Annotated in this window: 19 protein-coding genes; all 19 read left to right on the top strand. The window is 68.1% G+C overall.

Annotated features, from left to right (window positions below; translation table 11 throughout):
- Window positions 1–99 precede the first annotated feature (99 nt).
- The 19 genes from C4F17_RS17935 to tssE all read left to right on the top strand — a co-directional run bounded on the left by C4F17_RS17935 (window position 100) and on the right by tssE (window position 21,788).
- Window positions 100–1,719 (top strand): 6-hydroxynicotinate reductase, encoded by a 1,620-nt coding sequence (locus C4F17_RS17935; protein WP_106936148.1) that lies wholly within the window; start codon window positions 100–102, stop codon window positions 1,717–1,719.
- An 8-nt stretch (window positions 1,720–1,727) separates the two neighbouring features.
- Complete coding sequence (locus C4F17_RS17930) at window positions 1,728–2,645, top strand: UPF0280 family protein (protein WP_106936147.1); 918 nt, start codon at window positions 1,728–1,730, stop codon at window positions 2,643–2,645.
- Between the two features lie 21 nt (window positions 2,646–2,666).
- Window positions 2,667–3,308: an amino acid synthesis family protein gene (locus C4F17_RS17925; RefSeq protein ID WP_081268097.1), complete on the top strand. Its 642-nt coding sequence runs from the start codon at window positions 2,667–2,669 to the stop codon at window positions 3,306–3,308.
- Window positions 3,309–3,349: 41 nt separating this feature from the next.
- Entirely contained in the window at window positions 3,350–3,934 is a 585-nt protein-coding gene (locus C4F17_RS17920) for an amino acid synthesis family protein (protein WP_081268098.1), read from the top strand.
- Between the two features lie 139 nt (window positions 3,935–4,073).
- Entirely contained in the window at window positions 4,074–5,279 is a 1,206-nt protein-coding gene (locus C4F17_RS17915; RefSeq protein WP_081268099.1) for an ABC transporter substrate-binding protein, read from the top strand.
- A gap of 131 nt (window positions 5,280–5,410) precedes the next feature.
- Window positions 5,411–7,342, top strand: a complete 1,932-nt coding sequence (locus C4F17_RS17910; protein WP_106936146.1) for an ABC transporter permease — start codon at window positions 5,411–5,413, stop codon at window positions 7,340–7,342.
- A complete protein-coding gene (locus C4F17_RS17905; RefSeq protein WP_106936145.1) occupies window positions 7,339–8,121 on the top strand; it encodes an ABC transporter ATP-binding protein in 783 nt (260 codons plus the stop codon). The genes C4F17_RS17910 and C4F17_RS17905 overlap by 4 nt, the downstream gene beginning before the upstream one ends.
- Window positions 8,118–8,852, top strand: coding sequence for an ABC transporter ATP-binding protein (locus C4F17_RS17900; protein WP_081268102.1), 735 nt, complete (start codon window positions 8,118–8,120; stop codon window positions 8,850–8,852). Before C4F17_RS17905 ends, C4F17_RS17900 begins: the two co-directional genes overlap by 4 nt.
- A 28-nt stretch (window positions 8,853–8,880) precedes the next feature.
- Entirely contained in the window at window positions 8,881–9,606 is a 726-nt protein-coding gene (gene pncA, locus C4F17_RS17895) for a bifunctional nicotinamidase/pyrazinamidase (RefSeq protein WP_106936144.1), read from the top strand.
- Between the two features lie 43 nt (window positions 9,607–9,649).
- A complete protein-coding gene (locus C4F17_RS17890) occupies window positions 9,650–10,819 on the top strand; it encodes an ABC transporter substrate-binding protein (protein WP_234382151.1) in 1,170 nt (389 codons plus the stop codon).
- Entirely contained in the window at window positions 10,797–11,297 is a 501-nt protein-coding gene (locus C4F17_RS17885) for a (2Fe-2S)-binding protein (RefSeq protein WP_106936142.1), read from the top strand. Before C4F17_RS17890 ends, C4F17_RS17885 begins: the two co-directional genes overlap by 23 nt.
- Window positions 11,294–15,064: a molybdopterin cofactor-binding domain-containing protein gene (locus C4F17_RS17880; protein WP_106936141.1), complete on the top strand. Its 3,771-nt coding sequence runs from the start codon at window positions 11,294–11,296 to the stop codon at window positions 15,062–15,064. Before C4F17_RS17885 ends, C4F17_RS17880 begins: the two co-directional genes overlap by 4 nt.
- 74 nt (window positions 15,065–15,138) lie before the next feature.
- On the top strand, window positions 15,139–16,332 hold the full coding sequence (locus tag C4F17_RS17875) for a fumarylacetoacetate hydrolase family protein (RefSeq protein ID WP_106936140.1): 1,194 nt from the start codon (window positions 15,139–15,141) through the stop codon (window positions 16,330–16,332).
- A gap of 132 nt (window positions 16,333–16,464) precedes the next feature.
- A complete protein-coding gene (gene tssA, locus C4F17_RS17870; protein WP_106936139.1) occupies window positions 16,465–17,556 on the top strand; it encodes a type VI secretion system protein TssA in 1,092 nt (363 codons plus the stop codon).
- 87 nt (window positions 17,557–17,643) lie between these two features.
- Window positions 17,644–18,219, top strand: coding sequence for a type VI secretion system contractile sheath small subunit (tssB, locus tag C4F17_RS17865; RefSeq protein WP_081268109.1), 576 nt, complete (start codon window positions 17,644–17,646; stop codon window positions 18,217–18,219).
- A gap of 26 nt (window positions 18,220–18,245) precedes the next feature.
- A complete protein-coding gene (gene tssC, locus C4F17_RS17860; protein WP_081268110.1) occupies window positions 18,246–19,754 on the top strand; it encodes a type VI secretion system contractile sheath large subunit in 1,509 nt (502 codons plus the stop codon).
- A 47-nt stretch (window positions 19,755–19,801) separates the two neighbouring features.
- Window positions 19,802–20,284, top strand: a complete 483-nt coding sequence (locus C4F17_RS17855) for an Hcp family type VI secretion system effector (protein ID WP_081268111.1) — start codon at window positions 19,802–19,804, stop codon at window positions 20,282–20,284.
- 98 nt (window positions 20,285–20,382) lie between these two features.
- The gene (locus tag C4F17_RS17850) at window positions 20,383–21,246 is read left to right on the top strand and encodes a type VI secretion system accessory protein TagJ (RefSeq protein WP_106936138.1); all 864 of its coding nucleotides are present in this window, start codon (window positions 20,383–20,385) and stop codon (window positions 21,244–21,246) included.
- Entirely contained in the window at window positions 21,243–21,788 is a 546-nt protein-coding gene (gene tssE, locus C4F17_RS17845; RefSeq protein ID WP_106936137.1) for a type VI secretion system baseplate subunit TssE, read from the top strand. The genes C4F17_RS17850 and tssE overlap by 4 nt, the downstream gene beginning before the upstream one ends.
- Window positions 21,789–21,841 lie beyond the last annotated feature (53 nt).

The following is a 21,841-nucleotide window of genomic DNA, read 5'->3' as shown; positions in this document are numbered from 1 at the left end:
GAACTCGGCGCACAAGCGGGCGGACGGCACGTTTGTTGCAAAGACCGGCTTCCTGGTTGCACCTTCGCACACGACCGACACGCCCACGAGATCGCCCCGATGACGGAACACACCAAGACAGACGGACTGCCCGGCATCGACATGCCCGTGGTGGCCGACGCCGGCAGCTGCGCCTTCGGCAAGGCGCCTCCGCGCAACGAACGCATGAGCACGGCCAAGGTCGAGTGCAACGCCTGCCCCGTGCTGTGCCAGATTTCCGACGGTCGCACCGGCGCCTGCGACCGCTACGCCAACCGCGAAGGCGTGCTGGTGCGCGTCGACCCCGTGGTGCTGCTGCGCCGCGCGGTCGAAAGCGAGGCTCCGGTGCTGGTGCCCTTCGACCGCCCCGGGGCAACGCCCGCCGAGGCCCCGGCCGAGCCCGACTGGAACGGCGACCTGCTGCACGCCGACGAAGTCTTCGTCACCGGCGTGGGTTCCTCCACCACCTACCCCGACTACAAGCCCGCGCCCTTCATCGTGGCTTCCAAGGCCAAGGGCGTCGACATGGTCACCGTCGTCACCGAAGGCATCTTCAGCTACTGCAGCTTCAAGGTGAAGATCGACACCGACCGCTTCCTCGGCTCGGAGCAGGCCAACGTGCGCTACCGCGGCGAGGTGGTCGGCCACGTCACCACGGCCGAGTACGGCTCGCAGATGCTGTCGCTAGGCGGCGTGCACCACCTCACCGGCGGCAGCAAGAAGGAAGGCCGCATGACGGCCGAGCTGATGCAGCTGCTGGGCAACAAGAAGGCGGTGGAGTGCACCATCGACGGCGGCTCCACGCTCGTCATCCAGGCCGGCAAGGCGCCCATCGTCAACGGTGTGGAAGAGCAGCGCATGCGCGTGGGCTGCGGCTCCGCGGCGGTGGGCATCTTCGCGCGGCAGTTCGCCGGCGTGGCCGACGAGGTGGTGGTGGTCGACGACCACATCACCGGCGTGCTCACCGAGCACCAGGCCGGCCGCTGCCTCGACATGGCGCCTTCGGGCATCCAGATGCTGGGGCGCAAGTCGACGCCGGGGCGCTACTTCCAGGTGGCGAACCCGGGCAACGGCTGGGGCGGCACCGACATCGCCGATCCGCTCGCCATCATCGAAGGCTGGGAAGAGGGCGTGGCCCGGCCCGGCCTGCGCCTGCTCATGACCTCGACCACCGGCGAGCACGCGCAGTGGTACGTGCTCGACGACGCGCTCCAGCCCGTCGAGCAGCCGATGCCGCCCGAGGTGCGCCGCATCGTCGAGCGCATCGGCGAGAACTGCGAGCCTTCCCTGTGCACCGTGCTGTTCCTCGGCGGTGCGGGCGGCAGCCTGCGCGCCGGCGTCACCGAGAACCCGGTGCTGCTCACGCGCGCCATCAAGCGCGCGCTGGTCAACGTCACCTGCGGCGGCGCGCCGGCCTATGTGTGGCCCGGCGGCGGCATCACCGTGATGGCCGACGTCATGCGCATGCCCGACAACAGCTTTGGCACCGTGCCCACGCCGGCCATCGTCGCGCCCATCGAATTCAGCATGCGGCGCGACGACTACGAGGCGCTTGGCGGCCACATGGAACACATCTTCTCGCTCGAGCAGGCGCTCGCGCGCGGTGCTTGGCAGGAAGACGGCGCGCCGCTCGCGCGCCAATGGCTCGCCATGGACGACGCCAACCCGTGGCCCCTGGGCCACGCACCGATGCTCGGCTGAGGCCAGCCATGACCGCCCAACGCAGCGCGCTCGGCGAAGGGCGCTGGCACTTCAACCACGGCCCGATCGACATCGTGGCCGAGGCGCATGGCGACCCGTACGCCGTGGCCACCGCGCACGACGCGGCCTGGGCGCGCTTCGTCCACGTGCTCGACGAACTGGTGCGCGAACTGCCGCTGCTGCGCCTGCCCGTGACCGACAGGATGCGGCCGCGCAACGTGGTCGCGCGCCGCATGTGGGACGCGTGCGCCGCCTTCTCGCCGATGTTCATCACGCCGATGGCGGCCGTGGCCGGCTCCGTTGCGCAGGAGCTCATCGCGTTCTACGAGCGCCCCGGCATCGAGCGCGCATGGATCAACAACGGCGGCGACATCGCGCTGCATCTCGCGCCCGGACAGTCGGCGCGCGTGGGCGTGTACGCCGACCTCGCGCGCTTCGACTTGCGCAGTCACATGGCCGGCGAGGGCGGCCTGCTCACCACCGACGGCCGGTTCGAGCTGCGCGCCGAGCAGCCGGTGCGCGGCGTCGCCACCAGCGGCTGGCGCGGGCGCAGCTTCTCGCTGGGTATCGCCGACAGCGTGACGGTGCTGGCCGCCACCGCGGCGCAGGCCGATGCCGCCGCCACGGTGATCGCCAACGCGGTCGATGTCGACGACGCCGCCATCGCGCGCCGCCCCGCCAGCCAATGCAAGGACGACAGCGACCTAGGCGACACCCTCGTCACCGTCGACGTGCCCGCGCTGCCCCCCGCGCAGGTGCGCAGCGCACTCGATACGGGCGCGGTGTGCGCCAAAGTCCTGCAAAAAGGCGGGCTCGTATGGGCCGCTCTACTCGTTTGCCAGGGGCAGTGGCGTCTTGTCGAACCCTTATGCTCGAAGGCGCTCGAGACAGAGCTGCCGAGAACAGTTGGTTCAGTATTTGCTTAACGAAAAGCAAGGTTCTTTTTCATGATCGAAATCCGCCGCGTCTTCACCCATGTCGAGCACATCCACCACGAGTTCGGACCGCGCGCCGACACCCCGCTGGTGCGCGGTGCCATCGGCGCGGTGCTGGCCAATCCCTTCGCGGGCCGCTACGAGCCCGACATCCTGCCGATGATGGCGCTGCTCGACCCCGTGGGCGTCGACATGGCGCACCGCCTGCACGACGCCATGGACGTGCCGCTCGAGCAGATCGCCACCTACGGCAAGGGCGCCATCGTCGGCGCCGACGGCGAGCTGGAGCACGGCGCGCTGTGGCATGTGCCCGGCGGCTATGCCATGCGCGAACTGCTCGGCTGGAAGGGCGACCGCGCGGCCTACACCGCGGGCAAGCCCGAGGAAAAGACGGGCCAGCCCGGCAACGCGCTGTCGATCGTGCCCTCGACCAAGAAGGTCGGCCCGCCCGGCGCCGCGCTCGACGTGCCGCTCACCAACATCAACGCCAGCTACGTGCGCGGCCAGTTCGACGCCATCGAGGTGCGCGTGCCCGGCGCGCCGGCGGCCGACGAGATCGTCTTCATCCTCGCGATGAGCACCGGGTATCGCATCCACGCACGCGTCGGTGGCCTGCTCGCCAAGGACATCAGCAAGTGGGACGGCCTGCGCTGAGCCGCGGCATCCATACAGAGACAAGACAAGGAACACAGAACATGACTGCCAACATCCGCAAGCTCGTCGTCCAGGTCGATGAAACCCGACGCGAAATGGGCAAGGACATCACGCCACCCACGCGCCGCGCCGTTGCCATCGCCGTGATCGAGAACCCCTACGCCGGCCGCTACAGCGAGAACCTCGACGACCTGATCGCCATCGGCGAGGAGCTTGGCGCGCTGCTGGGCCAGAAGGCCGTGAAGGCGCTGGGCATCGAGCCCGGCCAGGCACAGAGCTACGGCAAGGCCGCGATCGTCGGCGAGAACGGCGAGCTCGAGCATGCCGCCGCCATCCTGCATCCCAAGCTCGGCGCGCCGCTGCGCGTGGCGGTCGAGAAAGGCGCGGCGCTTGTGCCTTCGGCCAAGAAGCGCGGCTCGCTGGGCACCGCCATCGACGTGCCGCTGGGCCACAAGGACGCGGCCTTCGTGCGCAGTCATTTCGACGCGGTGGAAGCCCGCGTGAGCGACGCGCCGCGCGCCAACGAGATCGTGGTGGCGGTTGCCGTCACCGACAGCGGCCGACCGCTGCCGCGCATCGGCGGCCTGCAGGCCAGCGAGATCAAGGGCGAAGACGGCCTCAGATGAGTACACCCCCAGTCTTCGCGCACTGCGCGTCGCTTCGCCAACCCCCTCGCCGGGGCCAACACCAGCGGCCCGGCAAAGCCGGTTCCGCGGTGTTTCCCGCAAAGACCCCGTTTTTCTTGTCCCTTCCAGGAGCTTCTCGATGAATCCATTGCGCCATGTTTTCTGCGCCGCCTCCGTCGTCACGCTGGCCACGGCCCTCGTCCCCGCGCACGCGCAGGGCGTGATCAAGATCGGTGAAATCAACAGCTACAAGGCGCAGCCCGCCTTCCTGGAGCCCTACAAGAAGGGCATGGAGCTCGCGGTCGACGAGGTCAACGCCAAGGGCGGCATCAACGGCAGGAAGATCGAGCTCATCAGCCGCGACGACAACGCCAACCCCGGCGACGCCGTGCGCGTGGCCGAAGAACTCATCTCGCGCGAGAAGATCGACGTGCTGGCTGGCGCCTTCCTGTCGAACACCGGCCTGGCGCTGGCCGACTTCGCCAAGCAGAAGAAGTTCTTCTACCTGGCGGCCGAACCGCTGACCGACAAGATCGTCTGGAGCAACGGCAACAAGTACACCTACCGGCTGCGCCCCTCCACGTACATGCAGGTCGCGATGCTGGTGCCCGAGGCCGCCAAGCTCAAGAAGAAGCGCTGGGCCGTCGTGTACCCCAACTACGAATACGGCCAGTCGTCGGTCGCCACTTTCAAGACGCTGCTGAAGGCCGCGCAGCCCGACGTCGAGTTCGTCGCCGAGCAGGCGCCTCCGCTGGGCAAGGTCGACTCCGGCAGCGTGGTGCAGGCGCTGGCCGACGCCAAGCCCGACGCCATCTTCAACGTGCTGTTCGGCGCCGACCTCTCCAAGTTCGTTCGCGAAGGCAACACGCGCGGCCTGTTCAAGGACCGTGAAGTCGTCAGCGTGCTGACCGGCGAGCCCGAGTACCTCGACCCGCTGAAGGACGAGGCGCCCAACGGCTGGATCGTGACCGGCTACCCGTGGAACGGCGTGAAGACGCCCGAGCACAAGGCCTTCCTCGACGCCTACCAGGCCAAGTTCAAGGACTACCCGCGCCTGGGCTCGGTGGTGGGCTACAGCGCCATCCACTCGATCGTGGCCGGCATCCAGAAGGCCGGCGGCACCGACACCGAGAAGCTGGTGGCCGCCTTCAAGGGCCTGCAGGTCGACACGCCCTTCGGCAAGATCAACTACCGCGCGCAGGACAACCAGTCCACCATGGGCGCGTACGTGGGCAAGACCAAGAACGACGGCGGCAAGGGCGTGATGGTCGACTATGTCTACCTCGACGGCGCCAAGTTCCAGCCTTCGGACGAAGAAGTGAAAAAGATGCGCCCTGCGGACTGATTGTTGCTCGCCCCCAGGCTCCGCGCACTTCGTGTCGCTTCGCCAACCCCCTGCCGGGGGCGGGCCGGCCGCTTCGGGCGGCCGTGCGCGGCGGCCCTCGCGCTTGAATACCGCGTCCCCAAGGATTCTTGATGAGTTTTTCAGGTTTTGTTGTTCAGTTGCTCAACGGGTTGGCCGGCGCGTCCTCGCTCTTCTTCGTGGCGGCCGGTCTCTCGTTGATCTTCGGCGTGACGCGCATCGTCAACTTCGCCCATGGTTCGTTCTTCATGGTGGGCATCTATGTCGCGTACACGCTCGTCGACAAGCTGGGTTCGAGCCTGGGCTTCTGGCCCGCGCTGCTGATCGCGGCGGTGGCGGTGGGCGTGCTCGGCGCGCTGATCGAGGTGGTGCTGCTGCGCCGCATCTACAAGGCGCCCGAGCTGTTCCAGCTGCTCGCGACCTTCGCGCTGGTGCTCGTCATCAAGGACGCGGTGCTGTGGCTCTGGGGGCCCGACGAATTGCTCGGCCCGCGCGCGCCCGGCCTCAAGGGCTCGGTCGAAATCCTCGGGCGGCAGTTTCCTTCCTATGACTTGTTCCTGATCGTCGTCGGCCCGCTGGTGCTGGGGCTGGTGTGGCTGCTGCTCACCCGCACGCGCTTCGGCACGCTGGTGCGCGCCGCCACGCAAGACCGCGAGATGGTCAGCGCGCTGGGCGTCAACCAGGCATGGCTTTTCACCGCCGTGTTCGCGCTCGGCGCCTTGCTCGCGGGCCTGGGCGGCGCGCTGCAGCTGCCGCGCGAACCCGCCACGCTCGAAATGGACCTGAACACCATCGGCGCCGCCTTCGTGGTGGTGGTGGTCGGCGGCATGGGCTCGCTGCCCGGCGCCTACGTGGCCGCGCTGCTCATTGCCGAGATCAAGGCGGTGTGCATCTGGCTCGGCGTGGTGCAGATCTTCGGCATCGACGTGTCGTTCTCCAAGCTCACGCTGATGGTCGACTTCCTCGTCATGGCCATCGTGCTGGTGTGGCGCCCCTGGGGCCTGTTCGGCCGGCCGCAGGCGCCGAGCCGCTACGTGGGCATGCAGGAAGAGCCGCTGCGCCGGCCCGGCAATGCCTACCTCGTGGCCGCGGCGGTGCTCGCGCTGATGCTCGCCGCGCTGCCGCTGCTCACCGTCAACTCGCCCTACACGATGGTGCTGATGATCGACCTGCTGATCGCCGCGCTGTTCGCCACCAGCCTGCACTTCATCATGGGGCCGGCGGGCATGCACTCGTTCGGCCATGCCGCGTACTTCGGCCTCGGCGCCTACGGCGCGGCGCTGCTGGTGCGTTCGCTGCACCTGCCGATGGAAGTGGCGCTGCTGGTTGCGCCGGTCGTCGCGGCGCTCGGCGCGCTGGTCTACGGCTGGTTCGCGGTGCGGCTGTCGGGCGTGTACCTGGCCATGCTCACGCTGGCCTTCGCGCAGATCACCTGGGCCATCACCTACCAGTGGGACAGCTTCACCGGCGGCAGCAATGGCCTCACGGGCGTGTGGCCCTCGGAATGGCTGTCGAACAAGCAGGCCTACTACTGGCTCACGCTGGTGCTCGTGGGCACCGGCGTGTGGTGGCTGCGGCGTGTGCTGTTCTCGCCCTTCGGCTATGCGCTGCGCGCGGGCCGCGACTCGGTGCTGCGCGCCGACGCCATCGGCATCGACGTCAAGCGCATGCAGTGGGCGGCGTTCGTCATCGCGGGCACGGTGGCGGGCCTGGCCGGCGCGCTGTATGCGTTCTCCAAGGGCAGCATCTCGCCCGAGAGCCTGTCGGTCGGCAAGTCGGTCGACGGCCTCGTGATGGTGCTGCTGGGCGGCATCCAGACGCTGGCGGGCCCGGTGGTCGGCGCCGTCACCTTCACCTGGCTGCACGACACCGTGGCGCGCAACACCGACTACTGGCGCGCGATGCTCGGCGCCATCATCCTCATCCTGGTGCTGCTGTTCCCGCAGGGCATCGCGGGCTCCATCAAGCAGCTGGCCGAACGCTGGCGCTCACCCCGGCACGACGCGGATGCCGACAAAGCCAAGCTCGAGGAGGTGAAGGCATGAGCCTCCTCAAAGTCAACAATCTCGGCAAGTCTTTCGGCGGCGTCAAGGCCGTGGACGGCATCAGCTTCGAGCTGCCGCCGGGAGAACTGCTCGCGCTCATCGGCCCCAACGGCGCGGGCAAGTCCACCACCTTCAACATGGTGAACGGCCAGCTCAAGGCCGACCAGGGCTCCATCACGCTCGACGGCCAGGAACTCGTGGGGCGCAAGCCGCGCGAGATCTGGCGCATGGGCGTGGGCCGCACCTTCCAGATCGCCGAGACCTTCGCTTCGCTCACCGTGGTCGAGAACGTGCAGATGGCGCTGCTCTCGCATGACCGCAAGCTGTTCTCGATGTGGCGCCGCGCGGCCGACCACAAGCGCGACGAGGCATTGGCGCTGCTCGACCAGGTCGGCATGAAGTCGCAGGCCGACCGGCCCTGCAGCGTGCTGGCGTACGGCGACGTGAAGCGCGTCGAGCTCGCCATTGCCATGGCCAACAGCCCCAAGCTGCTGCTGATGGACGAGCCCACCGCCGGCATGGCGCCCAAGGAGCGCAACTCGCTCATGGCGCTGACCAAGGAGCTGGTCATCCAGCGCGGCATGGCCGTGCTCTTCACCGAGCACAGCATGGACGTGGTGTTCGCGTACGCCGACCGCATGATCGTGCTGGCGCGCGGCCGGCTCATCGCGCAGGGCAAGCCGCTGGAGATCCGCGACCATCCCAAGGTGCAGGAGGTGTACTTCGGCACGGGCAAGACATTCGAGAAGAAGGCTGCGGCCGTTGGAGAAGCTGCATGAGCGACCGTGAACCCCTCCTGCAGGCCAAGGCCCTCTGCGCCTGGTACGGGGCCGCGCAGATTCTTTATGACGTGGACCTCGAAGTGCGGCGCGGCGAAGTGGTCGCGCTCATGGGCCGCAACGGCGCTGGCAAGTCGACCACGCTGAAGGCGCTGATCGGCATGCTCGCCAAGCGCCGCGGCGCGGTGCGCTTCCTGGGCCACGACATCTCGAAGAGCGAGCCGCACCACGCGGCGCGCCTGGGCCTGGGCTTCGTGCCCGAAGACCGGCGCGTGTTCACCGACCTCACGGTGATGGAGAACCTCGAGGTCGGCAAGCAGCCCGCGCGCCGCTGGGCCGACGGCACCGACGCGCCGCTGTGGACGCCCGAGCGCCTGTTCAAGCTGTTCCCCAATCTCGGCGAGATGCCCAACCGCCCCGGCGGGCGCATGAGCGGCGGCGAGCAGCAGATGCTCACCGTGGCGCGCACGCTCATGGGCAACCCTTACCTCGTGCTGCTGGACGAGCCCTCCGAAGGCGTGGCGCCGGTGATCGTCGAGCAGATGGCCAACATGATCCTGGAGCTCAAGGCGCAGGGCGTGAGCATCCTGCTGTCGGAGCAGAACATGCACTTCGCCGAACTGGTGTCCGACCGCGCCTATGTGCTCGAGAAGGGCCAGATCCGCTATCACGCCACGATGGCCGAGCTGGCGGCGAACGACGAAGTCCGCCGTGCCTACCTGAGCGTCTGATTTTTCTTCAACCCCCGGAGTCCACGCCATGCATCGCAGAACCCTCGTGAAATCCGCCGCCGCCCTCGGGCTGGCAGGCGGCCTCGGCAGTGTCGGTTTCAACGCCTTCGCGGCGGGCAAGATCAAGCCCGGCGACAAGGCCGCGCTGATCGTGGTGGACGTGCAGAACTGCTTCCTCGACGGCGGCACGCTGGCGGTGAAGGGCGGCAACGAAGTCATTCCGGTCATCAACGCGCTGGCGCCCGCGTTCCAGAACATCGTCGTCACGCAGGACTGGCACACGGCGGGCCATGCCTCCTTCGCCAGCACCTACAGCGGCAAGAAGCCCTTCGAGACCACCAAGCTCAGCTACGGCACGCAGGTGCTGTGGCCCGACCACTGCGTGCAGGGCACCGACGACGCCGCGCTCGGCAAGGACCTGAAGGTGCCCACCGCGCAGCTCATCATCCGCAAGGGCTTCCACAAGGGCATGGACAGCTACTCCGCCTTCGAGGAAGCCGACCACAAGACGGCCACCGGCCTGGCCGGCTACCTGAAGGCGCGCGGCATCAAGACCGTGTTCGTCACCGGCCTGGCCACCGACTTCTGCGTGGCCTGGACCGCCATGGACGCGCGCAAGGCCGGCTTCGAGGCCTACGTGATCGAGGACGCCACGCGCGGCATCGACCTCAACGGCTCGCTGGCCGCCGCGTGGAAGCAGATGACGGCCAAGGGCGTGAAGCGAATCCAGTCCGCGGACATCCAGGCCGCCTGAGCCCGCACCGGGAACAACAACAAAAGCACGAGACCCACGACGCATGAAGCTTTCCATTTCAAGGCGCGCCATGGTGGCGGGCGGCGCTGCCATGGCCCTCGGCCCCGGCCTGTTGCGGCCGGCACGCGCGGAAAACGGCACGAACGGTGTGAGCGACACCGCCATCCGCATCGGCCAGTCGGCCGTGTTCAGCGGGCCGGCCAAAGACTTCGGCGTCGACTACCGCGCGGGCATCAAGCTGTACTTCGATCGCGTCAACAAGTCGGGCGGCGTGAACGGCCGCAAGATCGAACTCGTCACCTACGACGACGCATACGACCCCGCGAAGACCGCCGTCAACACCGCGAAGCTGATCGACGAGGACAAGGTCTTCGCGCTCGCCGGCTACGTGGCCACCGGCAACCTGGCCGCGGCGATGCCGCTCGCCGAGAAGGCCGGCGTGCCGATGTTCGCGCCGCTGGTGGGCACCACGTCGTTCCGCACCAAGACCAACCGCTACCTGTTCCATGTGCGCGCGGGCTACGACCTCGAGCTGCGCAAGATCATCAGCCACCTGTCGACCATCGGCATCCAGTCGATCGCCGTGGTCTACCAGGACAGCGCCTTCGGCAAGTCGAACCTCGCTACCTGCGAGGAGCTGGCGGCCGACCACAAGGTGAAGGTGGTGAAGACCTTCCCGCTGGCCATCGCCGCCGAAGACGCGAAGCCGGTCGTCGCGGGCCTGGCGGATGCGAAGCCGGGCGCCGTGCTGATGATCATGGCCGGTCGCATGGTCGAGGTGTTCATGCGCGACTACCGTGCCAGCGGCGCGGGCGCTCCGCTGTACACGCTGTCGGTCGGCATCACCGACGCGGCAGGCTCGGCCAAGCGGCTCGACGGCAAGCTCGCGGGGCTGGTCACGGCCAGCATCGTGCCGCCGCCGCAGGCGCTGCGCGTGCCCATCGTGGCCGATTACCAGCACGACCGCGCCGAGTTCGGCGAGAAGATCGACAGCTACACCGCGCTGGAAGGCTACATCGCCGCGCGCGTGATGGTCGAGGGCCTGCGCCGCGCGGGCAGGGCGCTCACGCGCGACGGCTTCATCGCGGGGCTCGAGAGCATCGGCAGCACGCGCTTCGGCGACTTCCCCGTCGAATACAGCGCGAAGAACCACAACGGCTCGACCTTCGTGGACCTGGAGATGTACACCCGTGACGGCCAGTTGCGGCGCTGAGCCGCTGCACCTGCTGGTCAACGGCCAGGCGCAGTCGATCGAAGGCTTGCCGCGCGAGGCGACGCTGCTGCACCTGCTGCGCAACGACCTGGGGCTGAACGGCCCCAAGTACGGCTGCGGACTGGGGCAGTGCGGTGCCTGCACCGTGCACGTCGACGGCGTGGCCGCGCGTTCGTGCGTGATTCCCGCCCACGGCGTGGCGGGCCGCGCCGTCACCACGCTCGAAGGGCTGGGCTCGCGCGGCGACTGGCACCCGGTGCAGGCTGCTTTCGAAGACGCGCAGGCCGCGCAGTGCGGCTACTGCCTCAACGGCATGGTCATGCAGGCCGCGGCGCTGCTGGCGCGCGATCCGCACGCGAGCGAGGCGCGCATCCGCGGCGAGCTGTCGGGCAACCTGTGCCGCTGCGGCACGCACATCGAGATCCTCGATGCCGTGCAGCGCGCGGCGCTGCGCATGCGCATCGGGCAAGCGCCATGACGCGCCGCGCCGACCTGCCTCGGACGCGCGCCGAGTTCCTCGCTGCCAGCGGCGTGCTGCTGGTGCTGCGCGAGACGCCACCACCGCCGCCACCGGCCAAGGGCCAGCCCGCCTTCATCGCCAGCAACCCCGTCGAAGGCGACGAGGTGCTGCTCGCCGTGTGGGACGACGGCAGCGCCTCGGCGCTCAACGGCCACGTCGACCTGGGCACCGGCATCCAGACCGCGCTCGCGCAGATCGTGGCCGAGGAGCTCGACCTCGGCATGCCCTGCGTGCGCATGATGCTCGGCGACACCGCGCGCGCGCCCAACCAGGGCGCGACCATCGCCAGCGCGTCGATCCAGATCCATGCGCAGCCGTTGCGCCTTGCGGCCGCGCAGGCGCGCGCATGGCTGCTGGCGCGCGCCGCCGAACGGCTCGGCGTGCCTGCCGATGCGCTGCAGGTGCGCAACGGCATCGTGCGTGTCGCCGAAGCGCCGGACCGCCACGTCGGCTACGCCGATCTCGTCGCGGGCCAGCGCACCGTGTTGCGGCTCGATGCCAAGGCACAGCCCAAGGACCCCGCCGACTATCGCGTGGTCGGCACCCGGCAGGCGCGCGTCGACATTCCGGCCAAGCTTGCCGGCGAGCTGGTGTTCGTGCACGACATGCGCGTGCCGGGCATGCTGCACGGCCGCGTGGTGCGCCCGCCCTACGCGGGCGCGGACCACGGCGAGTTCATCGGCAACACGCTGGAGGCGGTCGACGAGTCGTCGATCGGGCACATCCCCGGCATCCGCGCGGTGGTGGTCATCCGCGACTTCGTCGGCATCGTGGCCGAGCGCGAAGAGCATGCCGAACAGGCACTGCGCGAGCTGCGCGTCACCTGGAAGCCGTGGCCCGGCATGCCGGACCTGGGCGACGTGGCGCAGGCGCTGCGCGACAACCCCTCGACGCAGCGGCTGCTGGTCGACGAAGGCGATGTCGATGGCGCCATCGCCGCCGCCGCGCAGCCGATGCACCGCACCTACGTGTGGCCGTACCAGATGCACGCGTCCATCGGCCCGTCGTGCGCGCTGGCCGAGTGGCAGCCCGCCGACGGCAGCGGCATGCAGCTGCGCTGCTGGGCCGGATCGCAGAACCCGCACGTGCTGCGCGCCGACCTCGCGAAGCTCATGGGCGTGGAAGACGTCCAGGTCGACGTGGTCCGCATGGAGGCGGCCGGCTGCTATGGCCGCAACGGTGCCGACGACGTGGCCGCCGATGCCGCGCTGCTCGCGCGCGCCGTGGGTGCGCCCGTGCGGGTGCAGCTCACGCGCGAGCAGGAGCATGCGTGGGAGCCCAAGGGCGCCGCGCAGCTGATGGAGATCGACGGCGGCCTCATGGCCGACGGGCGCGTCGCCGCCTACGACTTCGAGACCTCGTATCCGTCGAACGGCGCGCCCACGCTGGCGCTGCTGCTCACGCGCACCATCGAGCCGGTGGCGCAGGCCTACGAGATGGGCGACCGCACCGCGCGCCCGCCGTACAGCTACGACAACCTGCGCGTGAAGGTGAACGACATGGCGCCGATCGTGCGCGCCTCATGGCTGCGCGGCGTGTCGGCATTGCCGAGCTCGTTCGCGCACGAGTCGTACATCGACGAGCTTGCCACGGCGGCGGGTGTCGACCCCGTGCAGTTCCGCCTGCGCTACCTGCAGGACCCGCGCGCGGCCGAGCTGGCGCAGGCCACCGCGCAGAAGGCCGGCTGGCGCATGCGCACCGGCCCGCAGGAGAACGCCGACGGCGGGCTGGGCGAGGGCGGCGACATCCTGTTCGGCCAGGGCTTTGCCTATGCGCGCTACATCCACAGCAAGTGGCCGGGCTTCGGCGCGGCGTGGGCCGCATGGGTGGCCGACGTGGAGGTCAACCGCAAGACCGGCGAGGTGCATGTGCGCCGCGTGGTGGTGGGGCATGACGCGGGCTTGATGATCAACCCGGCGGGCGTGGAACACCAGGTGCACGGCAACGTGATCCAGACCACCAGCCGGGCGCTGAAGGAGCGGGTGCAGTTCGCGCCGCAGCAGCAACAGCAGCAGCACCACCAAGGGCAGCCCGGTGCGCAGCTGCCGGGCGTGCTGCCTTCGGGCGTGGTCGCGAGCCGCGAGTGGGGCAGCTACCCGATCATCAACTTCCGCGAAGTGCCGGTGATCGAGGTGATGCACATGCCGCGGCCGGGCGAGCCTTCGCTGGGTGCGGGCGAGTCGTCGTCGGTGCCGGGCACGGCGGCGATCGCGAATGCGATCTTCGATGCGACGGGGGTGCGGTTCCGCTCGCCGCCGTTCACGCCGGAGACGGTGCTGGCTGAATTGAACCGGGGTCTGCTCGCTGCCCCTCCGGGTGAGGGCGGGGGTGGGGGCATGCGGCGCTCCGATGGTGACGCTGCCGTACCCCCATCCCGGCCTTCCCCCAGAGAGGCAAGGAGCAATGCAGCCTGGCCGCACCGCAAGGGCGTGTGGGCGACTGGCGCAGCCCTCGTCGTCGGCGGCATCGGCGTCATTGCGGGCCTGCTCGGCTGGCGTTCGGCCATCGCGCCCGTGTCGCTCACCGCGCCGGTCTACAGCCAGGCCACCATCGAGCGCGGCCGGGTGCTCGCCGCAGCCGGCGACTGCGCCGTGTGCCACACCGCGCCCGGCGGCGTGCCCAACGCGGGCGGCCGCGCCATGGACACACCGTTCGGCACGCTCTACACCACCAACCTCACGCCCGATGCCGACACCGGCCTGGGCCGCTGGTCGTTCAGCGCCTTCCAGCGCGCGATGCGCGAAGGCGTCTCGCGCGACGGGCACTACCTGTACCCCGCCTTCCCCTACACAGCCTTCGCCAAGACCAGCGACGACGACCTGCAGGCGCTCTATGCGTACTTCATGTCCATGCCCGCGGTGCGCGCGGAAACGCCGAAGTCCGAGCTCAGGTTCCCGTTCAGCATGCGGCCGCTGATGGCCGGCTGGAACGCGCTCTTCCACGACCCCACGCCGATGCAGCCCGTGGCCACGCAGAGCGCCGAGTGGAACCGCGGCGCCTATCTCGTCAACGGCCTGGGCCATTGCGGCGCCTGCCACACGCCGCGCAACGCGCTGGGCGCGGAGCAGGGCGGCAGCGCATTCCTCTCGGGCGCGATGGTCGACGGCTGGGAAGCGCCGGCGCTCACGCATCTGTCGAAATCCGCCGTGCCGTGGGATGCCGACGAGCTCTATCGCTACCTGCGTCACGGCCACACACAGCGCCACGGCATTGCCGGCGGACCGATGGCCGACGTGGTGCGCGAGATGCAGCAGCTGCCCGACGAAGACGTGCGCGCGATGGCCACCTACCTCGGCTCCTTCAACCCGGAGCCTGCGGTTGCGCCCGAGGCCGTGGCACGGCAGGCGGTCGAGAACGCGGCGCGCACGCAGGGCCAGCTGCTCGGCCCCGCGCAGCGCATGTTCGACAGCGCCTGCGCTTCATGCCACCACGACGGCAACGGCCCCACGCTGCTCGGCGTGAACACGCCGCTCGCGCTCAACAGCAACCTCACGAGCGCGCGGCCCGACAACCTGCTGCGCACAATCCTCGACGGCGTGCGCGAGCCCGCCACGCGCGACATCGGCTTCATGCCGGCGTTCCGCGAAGCGCTCGACGATCGGCAGATCGCCGAGCTGGCCGGCTACATGCGCGCGCGCTTCGCGCCGCAGGAGCCCGCGTGGACCGACCTGCCAGCGCAGGTGGCACGCGTGCGCGCCGCCCCGGCACACCGCGCGGGGCACTGACAGGGGCTTTGGCTGCCGTTTCCCGGATGCGCCGCTACGATGCCACGTAGCACCATCCAAAGAGACATCACGCCATGCCACTGAACCTCTCCGCTTCTTCCAGCCTCCCCAGCGACGCCGAGCGCGCCACCCTCGTCGGGCGCCTCTGGCAACCGGGCGTCGGCCCCGTGCTCGTGGGCGTGCACGACGGCAGCCTGTACGACCTGTCGAAGCTCGCGCCGACCATGAGCGACCTGCTCGAAGCCAAGGGATCGCCTGCAGAGGCCGTTCGCCGTGCGTTGCAGGGCGCGCCGCGCATCGCATCGCTCGACGAAGCCATTGCCAACAGCGACGAGAGCGTGCGCGACGCGGCCAAGCCCTGGCTGCTCGCGCCCTGCGACCTGCAGGCCATCAAGGCCAGCGGCGTGACCTTTGTTGCAAGCCTTCTGGAGCGCGTGATCGAGGAACAGGCGCGCGGCGATGCATCGAAGGCCGAGGCCACGCGCGCGGCCATCGGCGGCGTGCTCGGCGACAACCTTGCCGACATCGTGCCCGGTTCGCCCGAAGCGATGAAGGTCAAGGAAGTACTGATCGCGCAGGGCGTGTGGTCGCAGTACCTCGAGGTCGGTATCGGCCCCGACGCGGAGATCTTCACCAAGGCGCCGGTGCTTGCGGCCGTGGGCACCGGTGCCGACGTCGGCGTCCATTCGGGCTCGGTGTGGAACAACCCCGAGCCCGAGGTCGTGCTCGCGGTGAACAGCCGCGGCGAAACGCTCGGTGCCGCACTGGGCAACGACGTCAACCTGCGCGACTTCGAAGGCCGCAGCGCGCTGCTGCTCGGCAAGGCGAAGGACAACAACGCGTCGTGCGCCATCGGTCCTTTCATCCGGCTGTTCGATGCGCACTTCGGCATCGACGACGTGCGGCGCATCACCGTTGCGCTGGAAGTGACGGGCCCCGAAGGCTTCACGCTCCAGGGATCGAGTTCGTTGTCGAAGATCAGCCGAGACCCGCTGGATCTTGTTTCGCAAACAGTGGGAAAAAATCACGGTTACCCCGACGGATTCATGTTGTTTCTGGGAACCATGTTCGCTCCGACACAAGATCGTCACGGGCCCGGGCAAGGATTCACCCATGTCGTAGGCGACCGTGTGCGCATTGCCGCGCCGGAGCTGGGTGCACTGGTCAATCGCGTGGTTCATGCGGACCAGGCGCCGATGTGGACTTTCGGTATCAGTGCGTTGATGCGCAATTTGGGTGCGCGTGGGTTGCTGTCTTCGGAGTTGTAGGCGTTCTGTTTGATGTTTTCGAGAAGTTGTACTCCTTTGTGATTCAGAGACAGTACGTTGCACTCCGTTGTTGTTGACCACGCGTTGGCTTCCCCTCAAGATACCGAGCCTTAAGAATGGTTGAACAGGGAGTTGAGGTTGTCGCAAAGCGAGATCGAACTATTGCAGTCGCCTGTGGAAGGCCCGCATCCGTGCGGTGAAGACCTGGAGTACGACCCCGACTTCATGGCGTTGCAACAGGCAACGACAGGCAAGCGCGAGCAGCAGTTCGGCACGACCATCATTCCCGCCGAGCCGCCCGACTGGGCGCGCGTGGAGCGCATCGCCAGGCAGCTGTGCACGCGGACGCGAGACCTTCGCGTGCTGGTGCCGCTCACGCTGGCTTGGACCGAGAGCCGCGGCCTGCCCGGCTATGTCGAAGGCCTGCAGCTCGTCGATGCGGTACTGCAGAAATTCTGGGACGACGTGCATCCGCGCGTGATCGACGACGGCTTCGAAGATCCTCTGCCGCGCATGAACGCATTGGCCGCGCTGACCGAGGCCGAAGGGCTCGGGCGTAGCGTGCGCGATGCACGGCTGCTCGACGACGGTGGCGCATCCATGACCTTGCGGCAGGTCGAAGCGCTGCTCGATTCGAGCAAGACCGATCAGATCGACTACCCCGGCGGCATCGGCCGCCTGCGCGACGCCGCACGCCGCGCGCACGAGAAGGCGGCGCCGCCCGTGGTGGCATTGCGCGAGGCGCTCGAACTGCTGCAGCGCATTCGAGAGACCTCCGAACGTGCGCTCGGCCAGAGCTGGGCGCCCGACTTCTCGCGGCTCGAACGATCGCTGCGTACCGTGGTCCAGCTGTTGCCCGAACAGTCGCAGCCAGACCAGGCCGACCCCATTGCGTCCCACTCCACAGCGGGTACGCAGGCGAATGAGCAGTTGCAGCCGATGCCGAACGGTACTGCCGAAAATGTCGGCATAGGACTACGCGCCGTCCGCATTAAAGATATTGAAATATCCAGTCGTGATGATGTGCAAGTGCTGTTGGAGAAAGCCTGCCAGTACCTGGAGCGAACGGAGCCAAGCCATCCGTCGCCCATGCTGATACGTCGCGCACAGCGGCTGCTGGAGCTCAACTTCTTCCAGATCATCGAAGAACTCGTGCCCGAGGGATTGCAAAAAATAGAAAGCCTCGCGGGGCGTCCGCTCAACGGCGGGAGCGGCACGCAGTAAGAGGAAAAAGGCAAGGGTGCCGCGCGGCTGTGTGCCGGCGCGCGGCAGGGTGAGATCCGCACGCATTTCAGATTCAAGAGGACGCTTATGGCAGACAACCGTGTCAGGAACAGTGGTCAGAAGTTCATCGCGCGCAATCGCGCGCCGCGTGTGCAGATCGAGTACGACGTCGAGATCTATGGCAGCGAGCGCAAGATCCAGCTGCCGTTCGTGATGGGCGTCATCGCCGATCTCGCGGGCAAGCAGATCGACCCGATGCCCGATCTCGCCGAGCGCGAGTTCATGCCGGTGGACATCGACAACTTCGACGACCGCATGAAGTCCATCAAGCCGCGCGTCGCCTTCCAGGTGCCCAACACGCTCACCGGCGAGGGCCAGATGAACGTCGACATCACCTTCGACAGCATGGACGACTTCTCGCCCGCGCGCATCGCGCGGCAGGTGGACGCGCTGCAGCAACTGCTCGAAGCACGCACGGAGCTGTCCAACCTGCTGTCGTACATGGACGGCAAGAACGGTGCCGAGCAGCTCATCGCGCAGGCGCTGCAGAACCCGGCGCTGCTGAAGTCGCTGGCTTCCGCGCCCAACCCCGCGGTGGCCAAGGCCGTGGAAGCTGCCAATGAAAAGGTCGGCACCGCCACGCCCGGCAACTCTTCCGAATAAGCGCTCGCAGCAAGGACATCGCCACCATGAGTACCGCACCCAAGCAAGGCGCCGCCCGCGCACAGGCCACCGTCGAGGCGCTCGAGCCGAACGAGTTCTCCGACCTGCTGCAGCGCGAGTTCAAGCCCAAGACCGACCAGGCCCGCGAGGCGGTGGAAAACGCCGTCAAGACGCTCGCCGTGCAGGCGCTGGAGAACACGGTCACCATCTCCAACGACGCCTACCGTTCGGTGCAGGCCATCATCACCGAGATCGACCGCAAGCTGTCCGAGCAGATCAACCAGATCCTGCACCACGAAGACTTCCAGCAGCTCGAAGGCGCATGGCGCGGGCTGCACTACCTCGTCAACAACACCGAGACCGACGAGCAGCTGAAGATCCGCGTGATGTGCGCCTCCAAGCGGGAAGTCGCGCGCTCGCTCAAGCGCCACAAGGGCATCGGCTGGGACCAGAGCCCGCTGTTCAAGAAGATCTACGAGGCCGAGTACGGCCAGTTCGGCGGCGAGCCCTTCGGCGCGCTGATCGGCGACTTCCACTTCGACCACAGCCCGCCCGACGTAGAGATGCTCGGCGAAATGGCCAAGATCGCCGCCGCCGCGCATTGCCCGTTCATCGCGGGCGCGTCGCCCACGGTGATGCAGATGGATTCCTGGCAGGAGCTTTCCAACCCGCGCGACCTGACCAAGATCTTCCAGAACACCGAGCACACGGCCTGGCGCTCGCTGCGCGATTCGGAAGACGCGCGCTACATCGGCCTGGCCATGCCGCGCTTCCTGGCGCGCCTGCCGTACGGTGCGCGCACCAACCCGGTCGATGAATTCGAGTTCGAGGAAGAGACCGACTCCGCCGCGCACAACCGCTACACCTGGGCCAACTCGGCCTATGCGATGGGCGTGAACATCAACCGCTCGTTCAAGCAGTACGGCTGGTGCACGTCCATCCGCGGCGTCGAATCGGGTGGCGCGGTCGAGAACCTTCCCACCCACACCTTCCCGACCGACGACGGCGGCGTGGACATGAAGTGCCCGACCGAGATCGCCATCAGCGACCGTCGCGAAGCCGAGCTGGCCAAGAACGGCTTCATGCCGCTTGTGCACCGCAAGAACTCCGACTTCGCGGCCTTCATCGGCGCGCAGTCATTGCAGCTGCCGGCCGAGTACTACGACGCCGACGCCACGGCCAATGCCAACCTTGCGGCGCGCCTGCCGTACCTGTTCGCTTGCTGCCGCTTCGCGCACTACCTGAAGTGCATCGTGCGCGACAAGATCGGTTCGTTCCGCGAGCGCGAGGACATGGAGCGCTGGCTCAACGACTGGATCATGAACTACGTCGACGGCAGCCCCGGCACCTCGTCGCAGGACACGAAGGCAATGAAGCCGCTGGCGGCGGCCGAGGTCCAGGTGGAAGCCATCGAGGACAACCCCGGCTACTACGCTGCCAAGTTTTTTCTCCGGCCGCACTATCAGCTCGAAGGGCTGACGGTGTCGTTGCGGCTGGTTTCGAAGCTGCCATCCAACAAGAAGGACAGCAGCTAATTCAACAGCGTCCCGAATCCGGGCGCAAATAACTTTGGGGGTTAATCATGGCAGTAGACATGTTCATGCGCGTCGAAGGTGCAAACGGCGAATCGAAGGATTCGAACCATAAGGACTGGACCGACATCAAGTCGTTTGCATGGGGAGCGACGCAGCCTGGAAACATGGTCAGCGGCGGTGGCGGTGGCGTGGGCAAGGCGAGCTTCAACGACCTGCAGGTGCTCGCGCGCATCGACAAGGCGGCGCCTTCGGTCATGAAGAACTGCGCCAGCGGCAAGCACCTGAGCAAGGTCGAGGTGTCGGTCTGCAAGGCCGGCGGCTCGCAGATCGAATACACGCGCGTCACGCTCGAAGAAGTGCTCGTCACCTCGGTGCAGTACACGGCCGAGCAGGGCTCCGACGCGGTGTTCGTGCAGTACGCCTTCCAGGCCGCGAAGGTGAAGCAGCAGTACTGGGAACAGACCGACAAGGGCGGCAAGGGCGCCGAGACGGTGCTGGGCTGGAACATCAAGGAAAACAAGGAAGCCTGATTTCCTTCGGCGGCCCGCGCGGCCGCCTTTTTTCCCTTTCCCTCTTTCTCGCGCCACGGCCCTGCGCCGTGGTGCCGGTCAGTCAATGAGGACACTTCATGGGCGATGGGTTTGCAGTGCTTGGCGAACGTTCCGTGGCCGAGCACACCGAATGGGTACAGCGGCAGATCCGCGCCGATCCCCAGAACGCCAGCCTGCGGCTCGCCCTGTGCCACTTCCTTGCGCTGCGCGGTGAGTGGCAGCGGGCCGAAGACCAGCTCAAGCTCGCCACCAAGCTCGATCCCACGTTCACGCCCGCCAGCGTCACATGTTCGATGGCGCTCGCGGGGGAACGGCATCGCGCCGAATTCTGGGCCGGCGGACGCGCGCCGGCCATCGTCGGCGGCAACGCGGAATGGGTGGAGCAGCTCGTTGCCGCCGCCGCCCTGCCGGCCGAGCGCGCCGAGGAGGCCGCGGCCCTGCGCGAGAGCGCGCGCCAGGACGCACCCGCATTGCGCGGCGCCCTGACCGGCGTCGACCGCTCCGACGCCCGCGCCGTACAGGCGCTCGACGGCGAGCCCGTGCAGCGCAGCGATTTCGAATGGCTGTGCGACGGCGACGTCCGCATCGGCCCCGTGCTGGAACTGCTCACGCCTTCGGGCTACGCATGGCTGCCGCTTCCCGAGGTACGCCGCATCAAGTTCTCGCGTCCCCAGCACCTGGTCGACCTGCTGTGGGCGCCGGCCGAGATCGAACTGCAGGACGGCCGCGCGCTCAACGGGCTGGTGCCCGTGCGCTACCCGGGCAGCCTCGAAGGGCTCGACGACGAGACCACGCTGGGCCGCCGCACCGACTGGCTGCCGCTGGCCGGCGAAGAACAATACGCGGGCGTCGGCCAGCGCACGCTGATCAGCGAGGCCGGCGACCATTCGCTGCTCGACCTGCGGCTGATCGAGATCACGCGCGAGGACGCCACCGCATGAGCGCATTGATGGACAACAGCATCGACGGCGAGTCGCAGGAAAGCGTTGCGCGCGACCGTCTCCAGCCCGTGCTGCTGGACCGCCTGACCGACAAGGCGCCGCAGAGCCGGCAGGAGCGCGCCGGCGCGTTCCTCATGAGCGGCAAGCTGCTGCGCGACTCGGTTCTGCGCGACCTGCAGTGGCTGCTCAACACCACCAACTTCGGTGCCGACCACGACATCAACGCCATGCCGCGCGCGCGCCGCTCGGTGGTGAACTACGGCGTGCGCGGCTGGGCCGGCGGGCGCATGTCGGAGGTCGACTTCGCCGATGTCGAGGCCGCCATCCGCGCCGCCATCATCGACTTCGAGCCGCGCATCATGAAGGACAGCATCGACGTACGCTGCGTGACCGACGCGACCGACCTCGAGCACCACAACCTGCTTGCGCTGGAGATCCGCGGCACGCTGTGGTCGGTGCCCTATCCGATCGAATTCATCCTGCGTTCCGAACTGGACCTGGAGAGCGGCCACATGGTGCTGCGGCCCACGGGAGGGTTGTGATGCAGTGGCTCTTGCCTTCTGTTCAAGAAACACCGTGGAACCGGCTTTGCCGG

The sequence above is a fragment of the Variovorax sp. PMC12 genome (assembly GCF_003019815.1).
GTDB lineage: Bacteria > Pseudomonadota > Gammaproteobacteria > Burkholderiales > Burkholderiaceae_C > Variovorax.
The sequence above is the reverse complement of the archived record's forward strand: the minus strand, read 5'-3'. Positions and strand labels throughout refer to the sequence as shown.